The sequence below is a fragment of the Streptomyces hundungensis genome, assembly GCF_003627815.1.
Classification (GTDB): Bacteria; Actinomycetota; Actinomycetes; order Streptomycetales; family Streptomycetaceae; genus Streptomyces; species Streptomyces hundungensis_A.
In genome coordinates this window covers 2,538,906-2,557,542 of the sequence record NZ_CP032698.1, presented here as the reverse complement: position 1 = coordinate 2,557,542, position 18,637 = coordinate 2,538,906, and the positions used below count along the sequence as shown (strand labels likewise).

Genomic DNA, 18,637 nt, shown 5'->3' with positions numbered 1-18,637 from the left:
CCGGAATGCCTGATTCATACGGGTCTCCAATAATGGCGCGTACCGGCCAAGAGGAGAGCACGTGCCCACTTCCGTACCCCCGCGCGACCGCCCCGACCAGCCGTGGCGCTCCGAAGGGGCACCGCCGCCGCCCGCGCCGAAGAAGAAGATGCCCGGTGGCTGGGGCCGGCTGATCCTCACCGCGCTGGTCGTCTACCTGATCACCAATCTGATCCTGTCGTTCTTCAACGACGGCGACGAGCCGACCGTCTCGTACACCGAGTTCAGCAAGCAGGTCACGGCCGGCAACGTCTCCAAGATCTACGCCAAGGGCGACGCCATCCAGGGCCAGCTCAAGAACAAGGCCCCCGTGCCCTCCGGCGACGGCAGCGGCGACTACACCAAGTTCACCACCCAGCGCCCCACCTTTGCCGACGACGACCTGTGGTCCCAGCTGACCAAGCAGAACGTCACCGTCACCGCGGAACCCGTCGTCGAACACCGCAGCTTCCTCGCCAACCTCCTCATCTCGCTCGCTCCCATGCTGCTGCTCGTCGTGCTGTGGCTGTTCATCGCCCGCCGCATGAGCGCCGGCATGGGCGGCGGCGCCGGCGGGATGCTCGGCCGCAAGACCCCGCCCCAGCCCGTCGAGATGGCCGGCGTCAAGCGCACCACCTTCGAGGACGTGGCCGGCATCGACGAGGTCGAGGGCGAACTCAACGACGTCGTCGACTTCCTCAAGAACCCCGGCGCCTACCACGAGATGGGCGCCCGCATGCCCGGCGGCGTGCTGCTCGCGGGCCCGCCCGGCACCGGCAAGACGCTGCTCGCGCGGGCCGTCGCGGGGGAGGCCGGGGTGCCGTTCTTCTCCGCGTCCGCCTCCGAGTTCATCGAGATGATCGTGGGCGTGGGCGCCTCCCGCGTGCGCGAACTGTTCGCCGAGGCCCGCAAGGTGGCCCCCGCCATCGTCTTCATCGACGAGATCGACACCATCGGCCGGGCCCGCGGCGGCGGCTCCGGCATGGGCGGCCATGACGAACGCGAACAGACCCTCAACCAGATCCTCACCGAGATGGACGGCTTCTCCGGCTCCGAAGGCGTCATCGTGCTCGCCGCCACCAACCGGCCCGACGTCCTGGACCCCGCCCTCACCCGCCCCGGCCGCTTCGACCGCATCGTCCACGTCAGCCCGCCCGACCGGGGCGGCCGCGAAGCCATCCTGAGGATCCACACCCGGGAGATCCCCCTGGCCCGCGACGTCGATCTGCAACAGGTCGCCCGCACCACCCCCGGCATGACCGGGGCCGACCTCGCCAACCTCGCCAACGAGGCGGCCCTGCTCGCCGTCAAACGCCAGCAGAACGAGGTCACCCAGTCCGACCTCTCCGACGCCCTGGAAAAGGTCCAACTCGGCGCGGAGCGGCCCCTGGTGATGCCCTACGAGGAGCGCCGCCGCACCGCCTACCACGAGAGCGGACACGCGCTCCTCGGCATGGTCCAGCCCGGCGCCGACCCGGTCCGCAAGGTCACCATCGTGCCGCGGGGCCGCGCCCTCGGCGTCACCCTGTCCACCCCGGACGCCGACAAGTACGCGTACACCGAGGAGTATCTGCGCGGCCGCGTCATCGGGGCGCTCGGCGGCATGGCGGCCGAGCAACTCGTCTTCGACGTCGTCACCACCGGCGCCGAGAACGACCTCGAACAGGTCACCAACATCGTGCGCGGCATGGTCGGCCGCTGGGGCATGAGCGAGCGGATCGGCCCCCTCTCCGCCCTGCCGGGAGACGCCCAGCAGCCCTACGGACTCTCGGCGGCGCCCGGCACCCTGGACGCCATCGCCGTCGAGATGCGCCGCATCGTCGACGAGTGCTACGACCGGGCCTGCACCCTGCTGCGCGACAACCGCGACAAGCTGGACGCCCTCGCCGAGGCGCTGCTCGCCAACGAGACGCTGGAGGAGGAGGCCGCCTACCGCGCGGCCGGCATCCCCCGCCTGTCCAAGGCGGGGGCGGACGGGACGGCGTAGGCGGCCCCAACCCCCTTGATCAGCAAGGCTGTTACCGGGCCCCTCACGGAGTGCGGGCGATCAGGTAGCGAAAGACGTTCGCCATCCACACCGTGCCGTCGCGGCGCACATGCCCGTGCAGCGCCTCCACGAGCTCCTTCTCCACCTGCGCCTGATCGATGGCGCGCGCCGCCGCGTCGAAGGCGCCGGTCGCCATCAGACCCCGGATCGCGCTGTCCAGATCCGCGTAGCCGAACGGGCAGGCCACCCGCCCCGAACCGTCCGGCTTGAGGCCGGCGCGGGCCGCCACGTCCTCCAGGTCGTCGCGCAGGCTCGGCCGCCAGCGCGGCGCGTCGTTGAGCCGGGAGGTCAACCGGGTCGCCACCCGTAGCACCGCCGAGGTGGCACACCGCTCCGGCGGCCCCCAGCCGGCCAGCACCACGGCGCTGCCGTGCTCCGCCAGCGCGACGGCCGCCTCCAGGGCGGGCACCAGGCCCTCCGTGTCACCGGCCGCACAGCCGACCGGCTCGAACGCCGTGATCACGTTGTACGGGGCGCCGCCGGGCTCGGCCGCATCGCCCGGGCCGCCCGTCACCAGCCGCGCCGCACCCGCTCCCGCGGCGACCTCGTGCCCGGGCCCCGGCGCCAGCCGCTCCCGCGCCAGAGCCAGCCGCGCGGCCCGCTCCGGGCAGTCCACGCCGGTCACCGTCGCACCGCGCGAGGCCGCCATCAGCAGCCCGAGACCCGAACCACAGCCGAGCCCGAGCAGCCGGGTGGCGGGGCCCACGTCGAGCCGCTCGTACGCCGCCTCGATGAGGGGGACCAGCATCCGTTCCTGGATCTCCGCCCAGTCCCGCGCGCGCTCGGTCGTGCCCGCCCGTGGGGCGGAGGCCGTGCGGGACTGATGCCGGACGAGCGTTGGTGTCATGGAAAGCGCCCCAATCCTCCGAGAGGTCAGCTGTGCCCTGATTGACAGCCCCCCGTGAATGTCCGTACGCACTTCCCCCGTATGCCAGGGAACTCCGCATCCCGGCCCGCGTCCAGAGGGCGGAGCCATCAACCGCCCGCCGACCGAGGCCAAAAGGCGATTCACACTCCGCCATCCCCGGCCCGTACCATGCGCGCCATGGCTAAGGCACCCGTTCTCACGCCCCAGGCGGAAGACTTCCCGCGCTGGTACCAGGACCTGATCAACAAGGCCGAGCTCGCGGACAACGGTCCCGTGCGCGGCACCATGGTGATCCGACCCTACGGTTACGGCCTCTGGGAGCGGATGCAACAGGAGATGGACGTACGCATCAAGGACGCAGGCGCCCAGAACGCCTACTTCCCGCTCTTCATCCCCCAGTCTTACCTGACTCGCGAAGCTCAGCACGTCGAGGGCTTCGCGCCCGAGCTCGCGGTGGTCACCCACGGTGGCGGCAAGGAGCTCGAAGAGCCCGTCGTGGTCCGCCCCACCTCCGAGACGATCGTCAACGAATACTTCTCGAAGTGGGTCCAGAGCTACCGGGACCTGCCGCTGCTCATCAACCAGTGGGCGAACGTGGTCCGTTGGGAGATGCGCCCGCGCGTCTTCCTCCGTACGAGCGAATTCCTGTGGCAGGAAGGGCACACCGCCCACGCCACCTACGAGGACGCCCGCGACTACGCCGCGCGCATCCACCGCGACGTCTACGCCGACTTCATGATCAACGTGCTCGGCATCGACGTCGTGCTCGGCCGCAAGACCGCCAAGGAACGCTTCGCCGGAGCCATCAACACCCTCACCCTGGAAGGGATGATGGGCGACGGCAAGGCGCTCCAGATGGGCACGAGCCACGAGCTCGGCACCAACTTCGCCAAAGCCTTCAACACCCAGTACCTGTCAAGGGACGGCAAGCAGGAACTCGTCTGGCAGACCTCCTGGGGCGTCTCCACCCGCATGGTCGGCGGCCTGATCATGTCCCACGGCGACGACAACGGACTGCGGGTGCCGCCCCGGCTCGCCGCCGTCCAGATCGTCGTCATGGCCATCAAGGGCGACGAGGCCGTCACCAAGGTCCGCGAGCTCGGCGACCGCCTCAAGGCGGCGGGCCTGCGGGTGCAGGTCGACGACCGCGTCGACACCCCCTTCGGCCGCCGCGCCGTGGACTGGGAGCTCAAGGGCGTCCCCGTACGCATCGAGATCGGCCCGCGCGACCTGGAGGCCGGCACGGCGATGCTGGCCCGCCGCATCCCCGGCGGCAAGGAGCCGGTCTCCGTCGAGCAGCTCGCCGAACTGCTGCCCGCCGTCCTCGAAGAGGACCAGGCGCTGCTGCTGCGCCAGTCCCGCGAGCGCCGCGCATCGCGCACCAGCGACGTGACGAGCCTCGCCGAGGCCGCCGAGGCGGCGAACGCCGGCGGCTGGGCGCGCATCCCGTGGTCCGAACTCGGCCCCGAAGGCGAGGCCGAACTCGCCCAACAGGCCGTGTCCGTACGGTGTTTGGTCGCCGAGGACGGGTCGGTGCCCGACTCCGACGACGCACCCGGTACCGTCGCGATCGTGGCCCGCTCCTACTGAGGGCGGCCCGGCCCGGCGCCGGTGGCGCACCAGCCACGCACAGTCGGCCGGAACCCCCCTTGCGGTCCGGCCGGCCATCGCGTTCCCGGCGTGTGTACTTCTTCTACGCGCCGGGGCGTACACGCCGCTACGTCATACCTTGGTGCGAGCTGTGAGCCTTCTCCGCAGATCAGCGCACCCGCCCTCGTCCGCACGCATCAATGCCAACTGACGGGTACGAGCAAATTATTTGGGATGCCCCGGAATAGGAACACAGCGGCCCTGCGGCTCGTTGTCACGACGTGAGCACGACACCACCTGTTCTCGCCGCAGAGCTGGCACAGGCGTGGGCCGACATTCAGCGGTACCACCCCGAGCTGCCGGACCTTGCCGCGCCCGAGTCCCTGATCGGAGAGTCGTCGTCCGCCTGTGGCGCCGAGCTCTCCTTCGAGCGACTGCTCCATGAGGCAGTCCACGGCATTGCCGCCGCCCGCGGTGTCCGCGACACCTCCCGCGCCGGCCGCTACCACAACCGGAGGTTTCTGGCGATCGCCGAGGAGCTCGGCCTCGACCACCCCGAGGAACCGCACCCCAGCAGCGGCTTCTCCCTGGTCACGCTGAACGCCGAGGCCAGGCGCCGCTACCGGCCCACCATCGAACGGCTCCAGCGTGCGCTCAAGGCGCACACCGTGGCCACCGCAGCCGACACCAAGCGCTCCTTCCGCGGCCCCGCCGCCCGACACGGCTCCTCCGGAGGCGGCGTGCGGGTCAAGGCGGTCTGCGACTGCGGGCGCAACGTCCGCGTCGTCCCGTCCGTCCTCGCCCAGGCGCCCATCGTCTGCGGCGGCTGCGGCAAGCCTTTCCGCATCCCGGAAGGGGCCGAGGTGGTCGCCGTGGCGGGCTGACCCCGGGCCCGGCCGCCGGCAGGGGCGGCGAGGTCCGGGGGAGCGGGCCGCCCGGGGGTGCCCCACGGACCCCCGGCGTGCGCACTCCAGGCGTGTGGCACAATGGCTAGCTGTACTCGACAGCCGCACAGGAACCCTCTCGCCTCCGGCTGACGCGTCCATCGGGCACCCGAGTACCGCAACCCCACGTGGCATCTCATGTGCCCAACCACGTCAAGACCAGGAGACACCACTCCAGTGGCAGTCAAGATCAAGCTCAAGCGCCTCGGCAAGATTCGCCAGCCGCACTACCGCATCGTCGTCGCCGACGCCCGCACTCGCCGTGACGGTCGCGCGATCGAGGAAATCGGTCTCTACCACCCGACGTACAACCCGTCGCGCATCGAGGTCAACGCCGAGCGTGCGCAGTACTGGCTGTCCGTCGGCGCCCAGCCGACCGAGGCCGTCCTCGCCATCCTGAAGCTCACCGGTGACTGGCAGGCACACAAGGGCCTCCCGGCCCCCGCGCCGCTGCTCCAGCCGGAGCCGAAGGAAGACAAGCGCGCTTCCTTCGAGGCCTTCGCCAAGACCCTCGAGGGCGACGACGCCAAGGGTGAGGCCATCACCCAGAAGGCGAAGAAGACCGAGAAGAAGGCGGACGAGGCCGAGGCCGCCGCCGAGTCGACCGAGGCCTGAGCATGCTCGAGGAGGCTCTCGAGCACCTCGTGAAAGGCATCGTCGACAACCCTGACGACGTGCAGGTCGCCTCGCGCAACCTGCGCCGGGGGCGCGTGCTGGAGGTCCGGGTCCACCCCGACGACCTCGGCAAGGTGATCGGCCGCAACGGCCGTACCGCCCGCGCCCTGCGCACCGTCGTGGGCGCAATCGGCGGACGTGGCATCCGGGTCGACCTCGTCGACGTGGACCAGGTTCGCTGACCAGTTGGGTCGCTTTACCTAGATACGCCGGCTCGGGCCGGGGTGGGCTTCTCGCCCACCCCGGCCCGTAGTCGTATTCCGGGCGATAGTGGCCATAGGCAGAACGAAGGCCGCGGCCGCACCGGAGCCGTGGTTGGCAGAAGTTGTCCGAAGGAGAAACAAGCGTGCAGTTGGTAGTCGCGCGGATCGGCCGCGCCCACGGCATCAAGGGCGAGGTCACCGTCGAGGTGCGCACCGACGAGCCGGAGCTGCGACTCGGCCCCGGCGCCGTACTCACCACCGACCCGGCGTCGGCGGGCCCGCTGACCATCGAGACCGGCCGGGTGCACAGCGGCCGACTGCTGCTGCGCTTCGAGGGCGTACGCGACCGCACCGCCGCCGAGGCGCTGCGCAACACCCTTCTGATCGCCGACGTCGACCCGGCCGCCCTGCCCGACGAGCCCGACGAGTACTACGACCACCAGCTCATGGACCTGGACGTCGTGCTCGCCGACGGCACCGAGGTCGGCCGCATCACCGAGATCACCCATCTGCCCTCGCAGGACCTCTTCATCGTGGAGCGGCCCGACGGCACCGAGGTCATGATCCCCTTCGTCGAACAGATCGTCACCGAGATCGACCTGGAGGCCCAGCGCGCGGTCATCGACCCGCCGCCCGGCCTGATCGACGACCGCGCCGAGATCGCCTCGGCCCGGGACGACGAGGCCGCCGACGACAGCGACCACCCCGAGGACGCGCGCTGATGCGGCTCGACGTCGTCACCATCTTCCCCGAGTACCTCGACCCGCTGAACGTCTCCCTCGTCGGCAAGGCCCGCGCCCGCGGACAGCTCGACGTCCACGTCCACGACCTGCGGGAGTGGACGTACGACCGGCACAACACCGTCGACGACACCCCCTACGGCGGCGGCCCCGGCATGGTCATGAAGACCGAGCCCTGGGGCGACTGCCTGGACGAGGCGCTCGCGAACGGTTACGAATCGGGCGCGCACGGCCCCGTCCTCGTCGTGCCCACCCCCAGCGGCCGCCCCTTCACCCAGGAACTCGCCGTCGAACTCTCCGAGCGGCCCTGGCTGATCTTCACGCCCGCCCGCTACGAGGGCATCGACCGCCGCGTCATGGACGAGTACGCCACCCGGCTCCCCGTGTACGAGGTGTCCATCGGCGACTACGTCCTGGCCGGCGGCGAGGCGGCCGTCCTGGTGATCACCGAGGCGGTGGCCCGCCTGCTGCCCGGCGTCCTCGGCAACGCCGAATCCCACCGCGACGACTCCTTCGCACCCGGCGCCATGGCCAACCTCCTCGAAGGCCCCGTCTACACCAAGCCGCCCGAGTGGCGCGGCCACGGCATCCCGGACGTCCTGCTCAGCGGGCACCACGGGAAGATCGCGCGCTGGCGGCGCGACGAGGCGTTCAAGCGCACCGCCCAGCACCGGCCCGACCTGATCGAACGCTGCGAGGCGACGGCCTTCGACAAGAAGGACCGCGAAACCCTCTCCATCCTCGGCTGGGCCCCCGAGCCCGGCGGCCGATTTTGGCGCAGGCCGAGGGACGTGGAAGAATAGGCCGCTGCTGTACGCCCAGCCGGCGCCCCTGCCACAGGGGGAACGACGCCCGCCTTCCGCGCACCGCACCCCATTCATCTCGAATGCCGCTGATGACCTGTGGCGTCAGTGAGGAAGTAGTCACACATGGCAAGCCTGCTCGACTCCGTCAACGCCGCCACGCTGCGCAGCGACGTCCCGGCCTTCCGCCCGGGTGACACCGTCAACGTCCACGTCCGCGTGATCGAGGGCAACCGCTCCCGTATCCAGCAGTTCAAGGGCGTCGTCATCCGCCGCCAGGGCGCCGGTGTCTCCGAGACCTTCACCGTCCGCAAGGTCTCCTTCTCCGTCGGCGTCGAGCGCACCTTCCCGGTGAACTCCCCGATCTTCGAGAAGATCGACGTCGTGACCCGCGGTGACGTCCGTCGCGCCAAGCTCTACTTCCTCCGTGAGCTGCGCGGAAAGGCCGCGAAGATCAAGGAGAAGCGCGACCGCTGAGCCCCGGCTCACACCCGCGTACGGGGTTGACGGCGGCCGGATAAGCTCTGGCCCCGATGGACACCGAAGCACAGCACACGGAGCGCGACCGCAGCGCCGCCCCCACACCGGGGCGCGCGCGACGGTCGCGCTCCGCGCGTTTCTCCGCCCTGGCCGGCCACCTCGAAGGCCCCTGGCGCAAGACCGGGGCGGTGCTCGTGCTCTGCGTGGTCTTCCTCCTGGCGCTCAGCCACTACGTGGTGCAGCCTTTCCTCATCCCCAGCGGCTCCATGGAGCCCACCCTTCAGGTCGGCGACCGGGTCCTGGTCGACAAGCTCGCCTACCGCTTCGACAGGACACCCGCGCGCGGCGACGTCATCGTCTTCGACGGCCGGGGCTCCTTCGTACGAGAAGGCGACGAGGGGAACCCCCTGGGGCGCGCGGTTCGTTCAGCAGGAGCGGCCCTCGGCCTGAGCGAGCCCGCCGAGACCGACTACGTCAAGCGCGTCATCGGAGTCGGCCGCGACCACGTGGTCTGCTGCGACCGGAGCGGGAGGATCCAGGTGAACGGCACGGCGATCGACGAGCCCTACCTCCACCCCGGCGACGCGCCCTCCCAGGTGCCCTTCGACATCGTGGTGCCCGACCACACCCTGTGGGTCCTCGGCGACCACCGCTCACGCTCCAGCGACTCCCGCGACCACCTCGGCGACCCCGGCGGCGGCATGGTCCCGGTGGACCGCGTCATCGGACGCGTCGACTGGATCGGCTGGCCGTGGGGACGCTGGACGACGGTGGACGGCCCAGCACCCTTCACGGACGTACGCGACCCCGGCGCGGCCCATGGGTAGCCGCGGCCGGCCACGCAACCCCCGCCCCGCCCCCGACCACCCGCTGCCCACCGGCACCCGGCCCACCTCCGGTGTGCCCACCTCCGGTGTGCCCACCTCCGGCGCGCCCGTCACGGGCCGGCGAGGCCACGGCGGCCGGGCCACCTCCGGCGCGCCCGTCACGGGCCGGCGAGGCCACAGCGGCCGGGCCGAACGGCGCAGGCTCGCCCGCAAGGTCAAGCGCCGCAGACGCAGGTCCGCGGTGCGCGAGATACCGCTGCTGATCACCGTGGCCCTGCTCATCGCGCTGGTCCTGAAGACGTTCCTCGTCCAGGCCTTCGTGATCCCCTCCGGCTCCATGCAGCAGACCATCACCATCGGCGACCGCGTCCTCGTCGACAAACTCACCCCCTGGTTCGGCTCCCGACCCGAGCGCGGGGACGTCGTCGTCTTCAAGGACCCCGGCGGCTGGCTCAAGGGCGAACAGAAGACGCCCACCAGCGAGGACCCCGTCGTCGTCAAACAGGTCGAACAAGCACTGACCTTCATCGGTCTGCTGCCCTCCGACGACGAGCAGGACCTCATCAAGCGCGTCATCGCCGTGGGCGGCGACACCGTCAAGTGCTGCGACAAGGACGGCAGGGTCATCGTCAACGGACGGCCCCTCGACGAGCCGTACGTCTTCAGCGCCCCCGGCGATCCGTCCGCGCTCATCCAATTCGAGGTAAAGGTTCCCGAGGGCCGGATCTTCGTGATGGGCGACCACCGGACCAACTCGGCGGACTCCCGCTACCACCTCGACGACGGCCACCACGGCACTGTCCCGGTCAGCGGGGTGGTGGGCCGAGCAGTCGTCGTGGCCTGGCCTTTCTCGCACTGGCGCAGACTCGAGGTGCCACCCACATTCGGCTCGGTGCCCGACGCGCCCGGCGGTTTCGCACACGCTCCGTCGCATAGGGTGTCGTCCCGGGATCCGGCGCCCGAGCCGGACCGAGCGACACAGCCCCCGACCCCTGCGGAACTCCCGCTCGTTATGGGAGTGGTGGGCCTGAGCCTCGTACGGGCCAGGCGGTGGCACAGAGTGAGGAGTGGATGTGGGGGATTTGGCGGTCGGCGCACGATCCGGACGCGAAGAGCCGGAGGAGCGGCCGGAGAACCAGCTCGCCGATTCCTCCCCGGGACCCGCAGCGGGCCACGGCCCGGCGGAACCCGCGGACGGCCCCGCGCCCGGCCCTGTGGTGCCGGCGCAGGACAACGGCCCGGGCGACGGCGGATCCGGTGGCGAAGGACCCGATGACGGCGAGGGACGCACCCCCAGGAAGCCCCGTTCCTTCTGGAAGGAGCTGCCGCTCCTCATCGGCATCGCCCTGGTCCTCGCCCTGCTGATCAAGACGTTCCTGGTCCAGGCCTTCTCCATCCCGTCCGACTCGATGCAGGACACCTTGCAGCGCGGGGACCGGGTGCTCGTCGACAAGCTCACGCCGTGGTTCGGCGCCGAGCCGCAGCGCGGCGAGGTCGTCGTCTTCCACGACCCGGGCGGCTGGCTCGACGGCGAGCCGACTCCCAACCCGAACGCCGCGCAGAAGTTCCTCTCCTTCATCGGACTGATGCCGTCCGCCGAGGAGAAGGACCTGATCAAGCGGGTCATCGCGGTCGGCGGCGACACCGTGGAGTGCAAGAAGGGCGGCCCTGTCACCGTCAACGGCAAGGCCCTGAACGAGCCGTACATCTTCCCCGGCGACACCGCCTGCGACGACATGCCGTTCGGCCCGATCAAGGTGCCCGACGGGCGGATCTGGGTGATGGGCGACCACCGCCAGAACTCGCTGGACTCCCGCTACCACCAGGAGCTCACCGGGGGCGGCACGGTCTCCAACGACGAGGTCGTCGGCCGCGCCTTCACCATCGCCTGGCCGCTCAACCGCCTCGACTGGCTCGGCGTACCGGACACCTTCGACCAGCCCGGCCTGAGCGCCATGGGCACGGCCGCACCCGCCGCCGTCGGCCTGGCCGGTGCCGTGCCGATGGTGCTGTGGCGGCGCCGCAAGCTCCTTCAAGCCCAGGTCAAGGCGGAAACCCCGGTGGCCGGGGGCTGACCCGCGGGCATACCGCCGGGTAGGGTGCGGTCCCGGAATGTCGATTTCCGGGGCCCCGCGATGCCATCCGCATCCGGGGCGCCGCCGGCAAGGGAGCCCTGCGATGAGCGGTAACGGACTGGACCACGACGGCCACGGCCGCGGTCTCGGCAGTGTGCTGTCGGGGCTGGCCGTGGCCGTCGGCTGTGTGCTCTTCCTCGGCGGCTTCGCCTGGGGCGCCGTGCAGTACAAGCCGTACACGGTGCCCACCCAGTCCATGGAGCCCACCGTCCAGGCCGGCGACCGCGTCCTGGCGCAGCGCATATCCGGCGGCGACGTGCGGCGCGGCGACGTCGTGGTGTTCAGCGACCCGAAGTGGGCCAATGTGCCGATGGTCAAGCGGGTCGTCGGCATCGGCGGCGACCACGTCGCCTGTTGCGGCAAGGACGGTCGCCTCACCGTCAACGGCAAGCCCGTCGACGAACCGTATCTGCACGGCAAGGACGCCTCCGGCACCCCCTTCGACGCCAAGGTCCCGGCCGGACAGGTCTTCCTCCTCGGCGACGACCGCCTCGTCTCCCTCGACTCCCGCGTGCACCTGGACGACGCCGCCAACGGCTCGGTCCCGCTGAGCACCGTGAACGCCCGGGTGGACGCCATCGCCTGGCCGCTGAACGGCATGCTGGAGCGGCCCACCGGCTTCGGTGACCTGCCGGGCGGCATCTCGCGGCCCGGGCCGCTGAAACTGATCCTGGGGGCCGTGGTCGCCGGCGCGCTGCTGATCGTGGCGGGCGCCGCCCACGGCCCCATCGCCGGCCTCGCCCGCCGCCGCAGGGCCCGGGCCCGCACCGCCCAGCCCGCCGGGAAGTGAACCGCATGAGCGAACCGCGCAAAGTCGCCCCGGGTCATCCTGCTCGACCCGCAGGACCGCATCCTGCTCATGCACGGTTACGAACCCGAAGACCCCGCCGACACCTGGTGGTTCACCCCCGGCGGCGGCCTTGAGGGCGACGAGACCCACGCCGAGGCCGCCCTGCGCGAACTCGCGGAGGAGACCGGAATCACCGACGTCGAACTCGGTCCCGTCCTGTGGCAGCGCACCTGTTCGTTCCCCTTCGACGGACGCCGCTGGGACCAGGACGAGTGGTACTACCTCGCCCGCACCACCCAGACCGAGGCCACCCCGACGGGCCTGACGGAACTGGAGCTGCGCAGTACCGCGGGGCTGAGGTGGTGGACCTCCGCCGAACTGTCAGCGGCGCGTGAGACGGTGTACCCGACCAGGCTCGCCGAGCTGCTGCGCACGCTGCTCGTCGAGGGTCCTCCGCACGCGCCGGTGGTCCTGGACCCCGAAATCGTCTAGGGGCCCAGGAGGCTGACGCACAATAGGGGGACGCACGGCTGAAGGGGAACATGCCATGAGCGCCGAGGACCTCGAAAAGTACGAGACCGAGATGGAGCTGAAGCTCTACCGGGAGTACCGCGACGTCGTCGGTCTGTTCAAATACGTGATCGAAACCGAGCGTCGCTTCTACCTCACCAATGACTACGAGATGCAGGTGCACTCCGTCCAGGGCGAGGTGTTCTTCGAGGTGTCGATGGCGGACGCCTGGGTGTGGGACATGTACCGGCCCGCGAGGTTCGTCAAGCAGGTACGCGTCCTCACATTCAAGGACGTGAACATCGAGGAGCTGAACAAGAGCGACCTCGAACTGCCGGGCGGCTGAGCCGCAGGACCGTCCCGCCCCGGGACCGCCCCGCCCCGGGACCGCCCCGCCCCAGAACCGTCCCGCCCCAGAACCGTCCCGCGCCGGGGACGCCGCGCCCCCCGGCGCGGAAGCCCCCCTTCGAGTGGCGGACTTTTCCACAACGCCAGGGTTATCCACCAAGATCCACTCGCCGGCGCCCGATGCGTGACAGTCGGAGCCGGAGGTGGTGCCGGATGAACGCTCGCGGAGCACTCGGAAAATACGGCGAAGACCTGGCGGTACGGCTGCTCGAAGCGGCCGGAATGACGGTCCTGCAACGCAACTGGCGCTGCGGCAGGACGGGCGAAATCGACATCGTCGCCCACGACGACACGGCCCCCGGCGGCCCCGTGCTCGTCATCTGCGAAGTCAAGACCCGCAGGACCGGTGCCTATGAACACCCCATGGCCGCCATCACCCCCACCAAGGCGGACCGCCTCAAACGCCTCGCCGGTCACTGGCTCGCGGACCACGGCGGACCCCCACCCGGGGGAGTGCGCATCGACCTCGTCGGCGTCGTCCTGCCCCGCAGGGGCGCCCCGCGCGCCGAGCACGTCCAGGGGGTGGCCTGACATGGGATTCGCCCGCACCTGCTCCGTCGCCCTCGTCGGCGTCGAAGGCGTCGTCGTAGAAGTCCAGGCCGACCTCGAACCCGGCGTCGCCGCCTTCACCCTCGTCGGCCTCCCCGACAAGAGCCTCGCCGAGAGCCGCGACCGAGTACGGGCCGCCGTCGTCAACTCCGGTGACACCTGGCCCCAGAAGAAACTCACCGTCGGGCTCAGCCCCGCGTCCGTCCCCAAGAGCGGCGCCGGTTTCGACCTGGCCATCGCCTGCGCCACCCTCGGCGCCGCCGAACGCATCGACCCCCGCGAACTCACCGACCTCGTCATGATCGGCGAACTCGGCCTCGACGGACGCGTACGCCCCGTCCGGGGCATCCTGCCCGCCGTCCTCGCCGCCGCCGAAGCCGGCTATGAACAAGTGGTCGTCCCCGAACAGACCGCCGCCGAGGCCGCCCTCGTGCCCGGCATCTCCGTCCTCGGCGTCCGCAGCCTGCGCCAACTCGTCGCCATCCTCACCGACGAGCCCGTCCCCGAGGAAGAACCCGCCGAACAGGGCCGCCCCGACGCCATGCTCGCCGGGCTCGTCGTACCGGGCGCCGGAGCCGGCACCGGTCTCGCCACCGGCCCCCGCGACGCCGACCTCGACCTCATCGACGTCGCCGGCCAGCACGCCGCCCGCGCCGCCCTGGAAATCGCCGCGGCGGGCGGCCACCACCTGCTGCTCTCCGGCCCTCCGGGAGCCGGCAAGACCATGCTCGCCGAGCGACTGCCCGGCATCCTGCCGCCCCTGACCCGCCGGGAATCCCTCGAAGTGACCGCCGTCCACTCCGTCGCCGGAATCCTCCCGCCGGGCGAACCCCTCGTGCGCCGGGCCCCCTACTGCGCCCCGCACCACTCCGCCACCATGCAATCCCTGGTCGGCGGCGGCAACGGCCTCCCACGCCCCGGCGCCGTCTCCGTCGCCCACCGCGGAGTGCTCTTCCTCGACGAAGCCCCCGAATTCGCCGGCAAAGCCCTCGACGCGCTGCGCCAACCCCTCGAATCCGGCCACGTCGTCATCGCCCGCAGCGCCGGAGTCATCCGGCTCCCGGCCCGCTTCCAGATGATCCTCGCCGCCAACCCCTGCCCCTGCGGACGCCACACCCTGCACGGCGCGGGCTGCGAATGCCCCGCCTCCATGATCCGCCGATACCAGGCCAGACTCTCCGGCCCCCTCCTCGACCGCGTCGACCTCCGCGTCGAAGTCGAACCCGTACGCCGCGAAGACCTCCTCGGCGCCGGAGGACGCGGCGAACCCAGCGCCGCCGTCGCCGCCCGCGTCCTCGCCGCCCGACAACGCACCGCGGCCCGCCTCGAGGGCACCCCCTGGAACAGCAACAGCGAAGTCCCCGGACACGAACTGCGCACCCGCTGGCTCACCGCCCCCGGCGCCCTCACCGGCGCCGAACGCGACATGGAACGCGGCCTGCTCACCGCGCGCGGCCTCGACCGCGTCCTGCGCGTCGCCTGGACCATCGCCGACCTCGCCGGAGCCGACCGCCCCGACACCGGCCATGTGGCCCTCGCCCTCGAACTGCGCACCGGCATCTCCCGAGGCGCGCCCCTGCCCACCGGGAGCGGCACATGACGGCCGCCGCCGCCGGTGCCGAGCGCCTCGCCCGAGCCGCCCTCACCCGTGTCGTCGAACCCGGGGACGAACGCGCCGGGCGCTGGCTGCGCACCTATGGCGCCATCGAGCTCCTGCGCCGCCTCGCCGCGCCGCGAGGCCCCGAGGACGATCCGCCCGGCGCGAGCCCCGCCCGGCTCGACAGCCACCGCCGCCGCGCCGCCCTCGCCGACCCCGAGCGGGACCTGACGACCGCGGCCGCCGTGGGCGCCAGATTCCTCGTCCCCGGCGACGAGGAATGGCCCCGCCAACTCGACGACCTCGGCGACGCCCGGCCCGTCGGCCTCTGGGTCCGTGGCCATGCCGACCTACGGATGTGGGCCCTGCGTTCCGTCGCCGTGGTCGGCGCCCGCGCCTGCACACCGTACGGCGCGCACATGGGCGCCGTCCTCGGCTCCGGGCTCGCCGAAAAGGGGTGGGTCGTCGTGTCCGGAGCCGCCTCCGGAGTCGACGGCGCCGTCCACCGCGGCACCCTCGCCGCTAAAGGCGCCACCATCGCCGTCCTCGCCTGCGGCGTCGATGTCATCTACCCGCGCGGGCACGCCGAGTTGATCGGACGCATCGCCGAACAGGGCCTCCTCGTGGGCGAATTACCGCCAGGCGATCACCCAACTCCGAGCAGGTTCATCGTGCGCAACCGCGTCATCGCCGCCCTCACCCGGGGAACCGTCGTCGTCGAGGCCGAGTACCGCAGCGGCTCCCTCGTCACCGCCCGCGCCGCGCAGAAGCTGGGCCGCTTCACCATGGGCGTCCCCGGCCCCGCCACCAGCGGCCTCTCCGCGGGCGTCCACGAACTCCTGCGCGGCGAAGCCGTCCTGGTCACCGACGCCGAGGAAGTCATCGAACTGGTCGGAGACATGGGCGAGCTCGCCCCCACCCGCCGCGGGCCCGTCCTGCCCCGCGACCTCCTGGCCCCCGACGCCGCCCGCGTCCTGGAAGCCCTGCCCGCCCACGGCGCCGTACCCGCCCGCGACCTCGCGCGCGAGGCGGGCACCAGCGCCGACGAAGCGCTCGGGCGCCTCTACGAACTGCACGCCCTCGGCTTCGTCGAACGCGTCGGGGACGACTGGAAGTTGACACCGGCCGCCCTCGACCCGTCCGGCACGCGGCGAGGCGGTGCTTGACCAGGCGCATTCGGGTGACAAGGTGAGGGGGCGGCGTCCACCACGGGCCGCACCGCAGCGCTTTCGGGGCCCACACGCGGCGCTGTTGCCCCCACCTGCTCAAGCGCCGAAAGCGACCGGGCCCGATCACCCGGCCTTCGCGCACCGCGACGGCCCAGTCACGCTACGCTCACGAGGACCCCCGACCGGAAACAGCCCCCCGGCCCACGTCACAGCAAGAACGGCTCAAGGCAACGCATGCCCCAGCACACCTCCGGGTCTGATCGCACGGCAGCGCCCCCGGCTGCCCGCGGCAGCGGCACCGTGCGGCCATCGGCACCCTCGTCCGTGGACCAGCTGTGGCGGTCGTACAAAGCCTCCGGCGACGAGCGGCTGCGCGAGCAGTTGATCCTGCACTACTCGCCCCTGGTCAAGTACGTCGCGGGCCGCGTGAGCGTGGGCCTGCCCCCCAACGTCGAACAAGCCGACTTCGTGTCCTCTGGGGTCTTCGGGCTCATCGACGCCATCGAGAAGTTCGACATCGAGCGGGCCATCAAGTTCGAGACGTACGCCATCACACGGATCCGCGGCGCGATGATCGACGAACTGCGCGCCCTCGACTGGATCCCGCGCTCCGTACGCCAGAAGGCGCGCGCCGTGGAACGCGCCTATGCGACCCTCGAAGCCCAGCTCAGACGCACCCCGTCGGAAATCGAAGTCGCCTCCGAGATGGGCATCGCGGTCGAGGAACTGCACGCCGTCTTCAGCCAGTTGTCGCTCGCCAACGTCGTGGCCCTCGAAGAACTGCTGCACGTGGGCGGTGAGAGCGGCGACCGGCTCAGCCTCATGGACACCCTGGAGGACACCTCCGCCGACGACCCCGTCGAAGTCGCCGAGGACCGCGAACTGCGCCGGCTGCTCGCCCGGGCGATCAATACGCTTCCCGAACGCGAGAAGACCGTCGTCACGCTCTACTACTACGAGGGCCTCACCCTCGCCGAGATCGGCAACGTCCTCGGGGTCACCGAGAGCCGAGTGAGCCAGATCCACACCAAGTCGGTGCTCCAGCTGAGGGCCAAACTGGCGGACGTCGGGCGCTGAGGGGCCCGGGCGAATCGTCTCTGCCGATCCCTTTCCGCACCCGGCCGTAAAGTGGAGCAGTGCCCAGGATCCGAGCGGCCTCCGTGGCCGAGCACCGCACCATGCAGCGCGACGCCCTGCTGGACGCCGCACGTTCCCTGCTGTCCGAAGGCGGGACGGAAGCGCTGACCTTCCCCGCCCTGGCCGAGCGCACCGGCCTCGCCCGCTCGTCCGTGTACGAATACTTCCGCTCCCGCGCCGCGGTCGTCGAAGAGCTCTGCGCCGTCGACTTCCCGCTGTGGGCCGCCGAAATCGAAGGCGCCATGCAGCGGGCCGACACCCCCGAGGGCAAGGTCGAGGCGTATGTACGCCACCAGCTCGGCCTCGTCGGCGACCAGCGCCACCGCGCCGTCGTCGCCATCTCCGCCAGCGAACTCGACGCGGGCGCCAGGGAGAAGATCCGGGCCGCCCACGGTGGCCTCATCGCCATGATCGTCGAGGCCCTCGCCGAGCTCGGCCACGACCAGCCCCGTCTGGCCGCGGTCCTGCTCCAGGGCATCGTCGACGCCGGGGTCCGCCGCGTCGAGCAGAGCCCCACGGAACCCCCCGCCGCGATCGCCGACGCGGCGGTGTCCATGGCACTGCGCGGCGTCCAGGGCTGAACCTCGAACCCTCACCCCGGCTCGGGCCCCCTCACCACGGCTCGAACCCCCTCACTCCGGTTCGGGCACTCCTGCCACCGGCAGCAGCCGTGACGGTGCCGCGCGGTGCAGCAGCAGGAGGGGGTTCAGATAGGTCCGGCCCCGCAGCAGCCCCCAGTGCAGACAGCCCGAGGGGCAGTGCGAAGGGGACTCGGTCGTGGTGGCCACCACCTGGCCGGCGGTGACGTCGGCGCCCTCCGTGACCAGGGCGCGTACCGGTTCGTAGGTCGTTCTCAACGGCGGGGCGGCGGTGCCGGGCAGGGTGATGGTGAGGACCCCCTGCCCCGCGACCGTGCCCACGAAGGTGACGCGGCCGGTGGCGGCCGCCCGGACCGGTGTGCCCGGGGGAGCGGCCAGGTCGATGCCGCGGTGACCGGGGCCGTAGGGCGTGGCCGGCGGGGCCCAGGGGTGGACGACGGTGGGCGGGGTGACCGGCCAGCCGGCGGCTGTCAGAGCGAGGAGCAGGAGCGCCAGATACATGGGCCCAGGGTCCCGCCGAGCGGCCCGGCGTGGGGATCTTGGCGCCG

At 71.5% G+C, this 18,637-nt stretch carries 21 protein-coding genes; 19 read left to right on the top strand and 2 right to left on the bottom strand.

Annotation, left to right across the window (positions count from 1 at the left end):
- Nucleotides 1–148: 148 nt before the first annotated feature.
- Entirely contained in the window at nt 149–2,005 is a 1,857-nt protein-coding gene (ftsH, locus tag DWB77_RS11360; RefSeq protein WP_246033842.1) for an ATP-dependent zinc metalloprotease FtsH, read from the top strand.
- Between the two features lie 43 nt (nt 2,006–2,048).
- Here the strand turns inward: ftsH and DWB77_RS11355 are convergent, their stop codons facing one another.
- Nucleotides 2,049–2,912, bottom strand: a complete 864-nt coding sequence (locus DWB77_RS11355; protein ID WP_120721153.1) for an SAM-dependent methyltransferase — start codon at nt 2,910–2,912, stop codon at nt 2,049–2,051.
- Between the two features lie 198 nt (nt 2,913–3,110).
- Between DWB77_RS11355 and proS the strand changes: the two genes are divergently transcribed.
- The 18 genes from proS (at nt 3,111) to DWB77_RS11265 (ending at nt 18,071) form a co-directional block, all read left to right on the top strand.
- Nucleotides 3,111–4,523, top strand: coding sequence for a proline--tRNA ligase (gene proS / locus DWB77_RS11350; RefSeq protein ID WP_120727661.1), 1,413 nt, complete (start codon nt 3,111–3,113; stop codon nt 4,521–4,523).
- Nucleotides 4,524–4,804: 281 nt separating this feature from the next.
- On the top strand, nt 4,805–5,407 hold the full coding sequence (locus tag DWB77_RS11345) for a hypothetical protein (RefSeq protein WP_120721152.1): 603 nt from the start codon (nt 4,805–4,807) through the stop codon (nt 5,405–5,407).
- Nucleotides 5,408–5,644: 237 nt separating this feature from the next.
- A complete protein-coding gene (rpsP, locus tag DWB77_RS11340; RefSeq protein ID WP_120721151.1) occupies nt 5,645–6,082 on the top strand; it encodes a 30S ribosomal protein S16 in 438 nt (145 codons plus the stop codon).
- A gap of 2 nt (nt 6,083–6,084) precedes the next feature.
- Entirely contained in the window at nt 6,085–6,324 is a 240-nt protein-coding gene (locus tag DWB77_RS11335) for an RNA-binding protein (RefSeq protein WP_005311361.1), read from the top strand.
- A gap of 164 nt (nt 6,325–6,488) precedes the next feature.
- On the top strand, nt 6,489–7,067 hold the full coding sequence (gene rimM / locus DWB77_RS11330) for a ribosome maturation factor RimM (RefSeq protein WP_120721150.1): 579 nt from the start codon (nt 6,489–6,491) through the stop codon (nt 7,065–7,067).
- Nucleotides 7,067–7,888, top strand: a complete 822-nt coding sequence (gene trmD / locus DWB77_RS11325) for a tRNA (guanosine(37)-N1)-methyltransferase TrmD (protein ID WP_120721149.1) — start codon at nt 7,067–7,069, stop codon at nt 7,886–7,888. Before rimM ends, trmD begins: the two co-directional genes overlap by 1 nt.
- Before the next feature lie 126 nt (nt 7,889–8,014).
- On the top strand, nt 8,015–8,365 hold the full coding sequence (gene rplS, locus DWB77_RS11320) for a 50S ribosomal protein L19 (protein ID WP_120721148.1): 351 nt from the start codon (nt 8,015–8,017) through the stop codon (nt 8,363–8,365).
- 56 nt (nt 8,366–8,421) lie between these two features.
- Nucleotides 8,422–9,195 (top strand): signal peptidase I, encoded by a 774-nt coding sequence (lepB, locus tag DWB77_RS11315; protein WP_120721147.1) that lies wholly within the window; start codon nt 8,422–8,424, stop codon nt 9,193–9,195.
- A complete protein-coding gene (lepB, locus tag DWB77_RS11310) occupies nt 9,188–10,471 on the top strand; it encodes a signal peptidase I (RefSeq protein ID WP_120721146.1) in 1,284 nt (427 codons plus the stop codon). Before lepB (DWB77_RS11315) ends, lepB (DWB77_RS11310) begins: the two co-directional genes overlap by 8 nt.
- Nucleotides 10,410–11,270 (top strand): signal peptidase I, encoded by an 861-nt coding sequence (gene lepB, locus DWB77_RS11305; RefSeq protein WP_120721145.1) that lies wholly within the window; start codon nt 10,410–10,412, stop codon nt 11,268–11,270. Before lepB (DWB77_RS11310) ends, lepB (DWB77_RS11305) begins: the two co-directional genes overlap by 62 nt.
- Before the next feature lie 103 nt (nt 11,271–11,373).
- Nucleotides 11,374–12,120, top strand: a complete 747-nt coding sequence (gene lepB / locus DWB77_RS11300) for a signal peptidase I (protein ID WP_120721144.1) — start codon at nt 11,374–11,376, stop codon at nt 12,118–12,120.
- Between the two features lie 36 nt (nt 12,121–12,156).
- Entirely contained in the window at nt 12,157–12,612 is a 456-nt protein-coding gene (locus tag DWB77_RS11295) for an NUDIX hydrolase (RefSeq protein ID WP_120721143.1), read from the top strand.
- A 55-nt stretch (nt 12,613–12,667) separates the two neighbouring features.
- Entirely contained in the window at nt 12,668–12,976 is a 309-nt protein-coding gene (locus tag DWB77_RS11290) for a DUF2469 domain-containing protein (protein WP_003965949.1), read from the top strand.
- Nucleotides 12,977–13,191: 215 nt separating this feature from the next.
- Nucleotides 13,192–13,569 (top strand): YraN family protein, encoded by a 378-nt coding sequence (locus tag DWB77_RS11285; protein WP_120721142.1) that lies wholly within the window; start codon nt 13,192–13,194, stop codon nt 13,567–13,569.
- 1 nt (nt 13,570) lies between these two features.
- Nucleotides 13,571–15,187 carry a YifB family Mg chelatase-like AAA ATPase gene (locus tag DWB77_RS11280; protein WP_120721141.1) on the top strand — a complete coding sequence of 539 codons (1,617 nt, stop codon included), beginning with the start codon at nt 13,571–13,573 and terminating at the stop codon, nt 15,185–15,187.
- Entirely contained in the window at nt 15,184–16,350 is a 1,167-nt protein-coding gene (gene dprA / locus DWB77_RS11275; RefSeq protein WP_120721140.1) for a DNA-processing protein DprA, read from the top strand. The genes DWB77_RS11280 and dprA overlap by 4 nt, the downstream gene beginning before the upstream one ends.
- 237 nt (nt 16,351–16,587) lie before the next feature.
- Nucleotides 16,588–17,430, top strand: coding sequence for an RNA polymerase sigma factor WhiG (gene whiG, locus DWB77_RS11270; RefSeq protein WP_120721139.1), 843 nt, complete (start codon nt 16,588–16,590; stop codon nt 17,428–17,430).
- A gap of 83 nt (nt 17,431–17,513) precedes the next feature.
- A complete protein-coding gene (locus tag DWB77_RS11265) occupies nt 17,514–18,071 on the top strand; it encodes a TetR/AcrR family transcriptional regulator (RefSeq protein ID WP_120721138.1) in 558 nt (185 codons plus the stop codon).
- Nucleotides 18,072–18,122: 51 nt separating this feature from the next.
- Here DWB77_RS11265 and DWB77_RS11260 read toward each other — a convergent pair whose 3' ends face one another.
- Nucleotides 18,123–18,590 (bottom strand): murein hydrolase activator EnvC family protein, encoded by a 468-nt coding sequence (locus DWB77_RS11260; protein ID WP_246033499.1) that lies wholly within the window; start codon nt 18,588–18,590, stop codon nt 18,123–18,125.
- Nucleotides 18,591–18,637: the final 47 nt, after the last annotated feature.

What these genes read in the sequence shown, in the direction of transcription:
- ftsH (WP_246033842.1), top strand. Translation starts at nt 149, where the DNA reads ATGCCCGGTGGCTGGGGCCGGCTGATCCTCACCGCGCTGGTCGTCTAC.
- DWB77_RS11355 (WP_120721153.1), bottom strand. Translation starts at nt 2,912, where the DNA reads ATGACACCAACGCTCGTCCGGCATCAGTCCCGCACGGCCTCCGCCCCA.
- proS (WP_120727661.1), top strand. Translation starts at nt 3,111, where the DNA reads ATGGCTAAGGCACCCGTTCTCACGCCCCAGGCGGAAGACTTCCCGCGC.
- DWB77_RS11335 (WP_005311361.1), top strand. Translation starts at nt 6,085, where the DNA reads ATGCTCGAGGAGGCTCTCGAGCACCTCGTGAAAGGCATCGTCGACAAC.
- trmD (WP_120721149.1), top strand. Translation starts at nt 7,067, where the DNA reads ATGCGGCTCGACGTCGTCACCATCTTCCCCGAGTACCTCGACCCGCTG.
- rplS (WP_120721148.1), top strand. Translation starts at nt 8,015, where the DNA reads ATGGCAAGCCTGCTCGACTCCGTCAACGCCGCCACGCTGCGCAGCGAC.
- lepB (WP_120721147.1), top strand. Translation starts at nt 8,422, where the DNA reads ATGGACACCGAAGCACAGCACACGGAGCGCGACCGCAGCGCCGCCCCC.
- lepB (WP_120721146.1), top strand. Translation starts at nt 9,188, where the DNA reads ATGGGTAGCCGCGGCCGGCCACGCAACCCCCGCCCCGCCCCCGACCAC.
- lepB (WP_120721144.1), top strand. Translation starts at nt 11,374, where the DNA reads ATGAGCGGTAACGGACTGGACCACGACGGCCACGGCCGCGGTCTCGGC.
- DWB77_RS11290 (WP_003965949.1), top strand. Translation starts at nt 12,668, where the DNA reads ATGAGCGCCGAGGACCTCGAAAAGTACGAGACCGAGATGGAGCTGAAG.
- DWB77_RS11285 (WP_120721142.1), top strand. Translation starts at nt 13,192, where the DNA reads ATGAACGCTCGCGGAGCACTCGGAAAATACGGCGAAGACCTGGCGGTA.
- DWB77_RS11280 (WP_120721141.1), top strand. Translation starts at nt 13,571, where the DNA reads ATGGGATTCGCCCGCACCTGCTCCGTCGCCCTCGTCGGCGTCGAAGGC.
- dprA (WP_120721140.1), top strand. Translation starts at nt 15,184, where the DNA reads ATGACGGCCGCCGCCGCCGGTGCCGAGCGCCTCGCCCGAGCCGCCCTC.
- whiG (WP_120721139.1), top strand. Translation starts at nt 16,588, where the DNA reads ATGCCCCAGCACACCTCCGGGTCTGATCGCACGGCAGCGCCCCCGGCT.
- DWB77_RS11260 (WP_246033499.1), bottom strand. Translation starts at nt 18,590, where the DNA reads ATGTATCTGGCGCTCCTGCTCCTCGCTCTGACAGCCGCCGGCTGGCCG.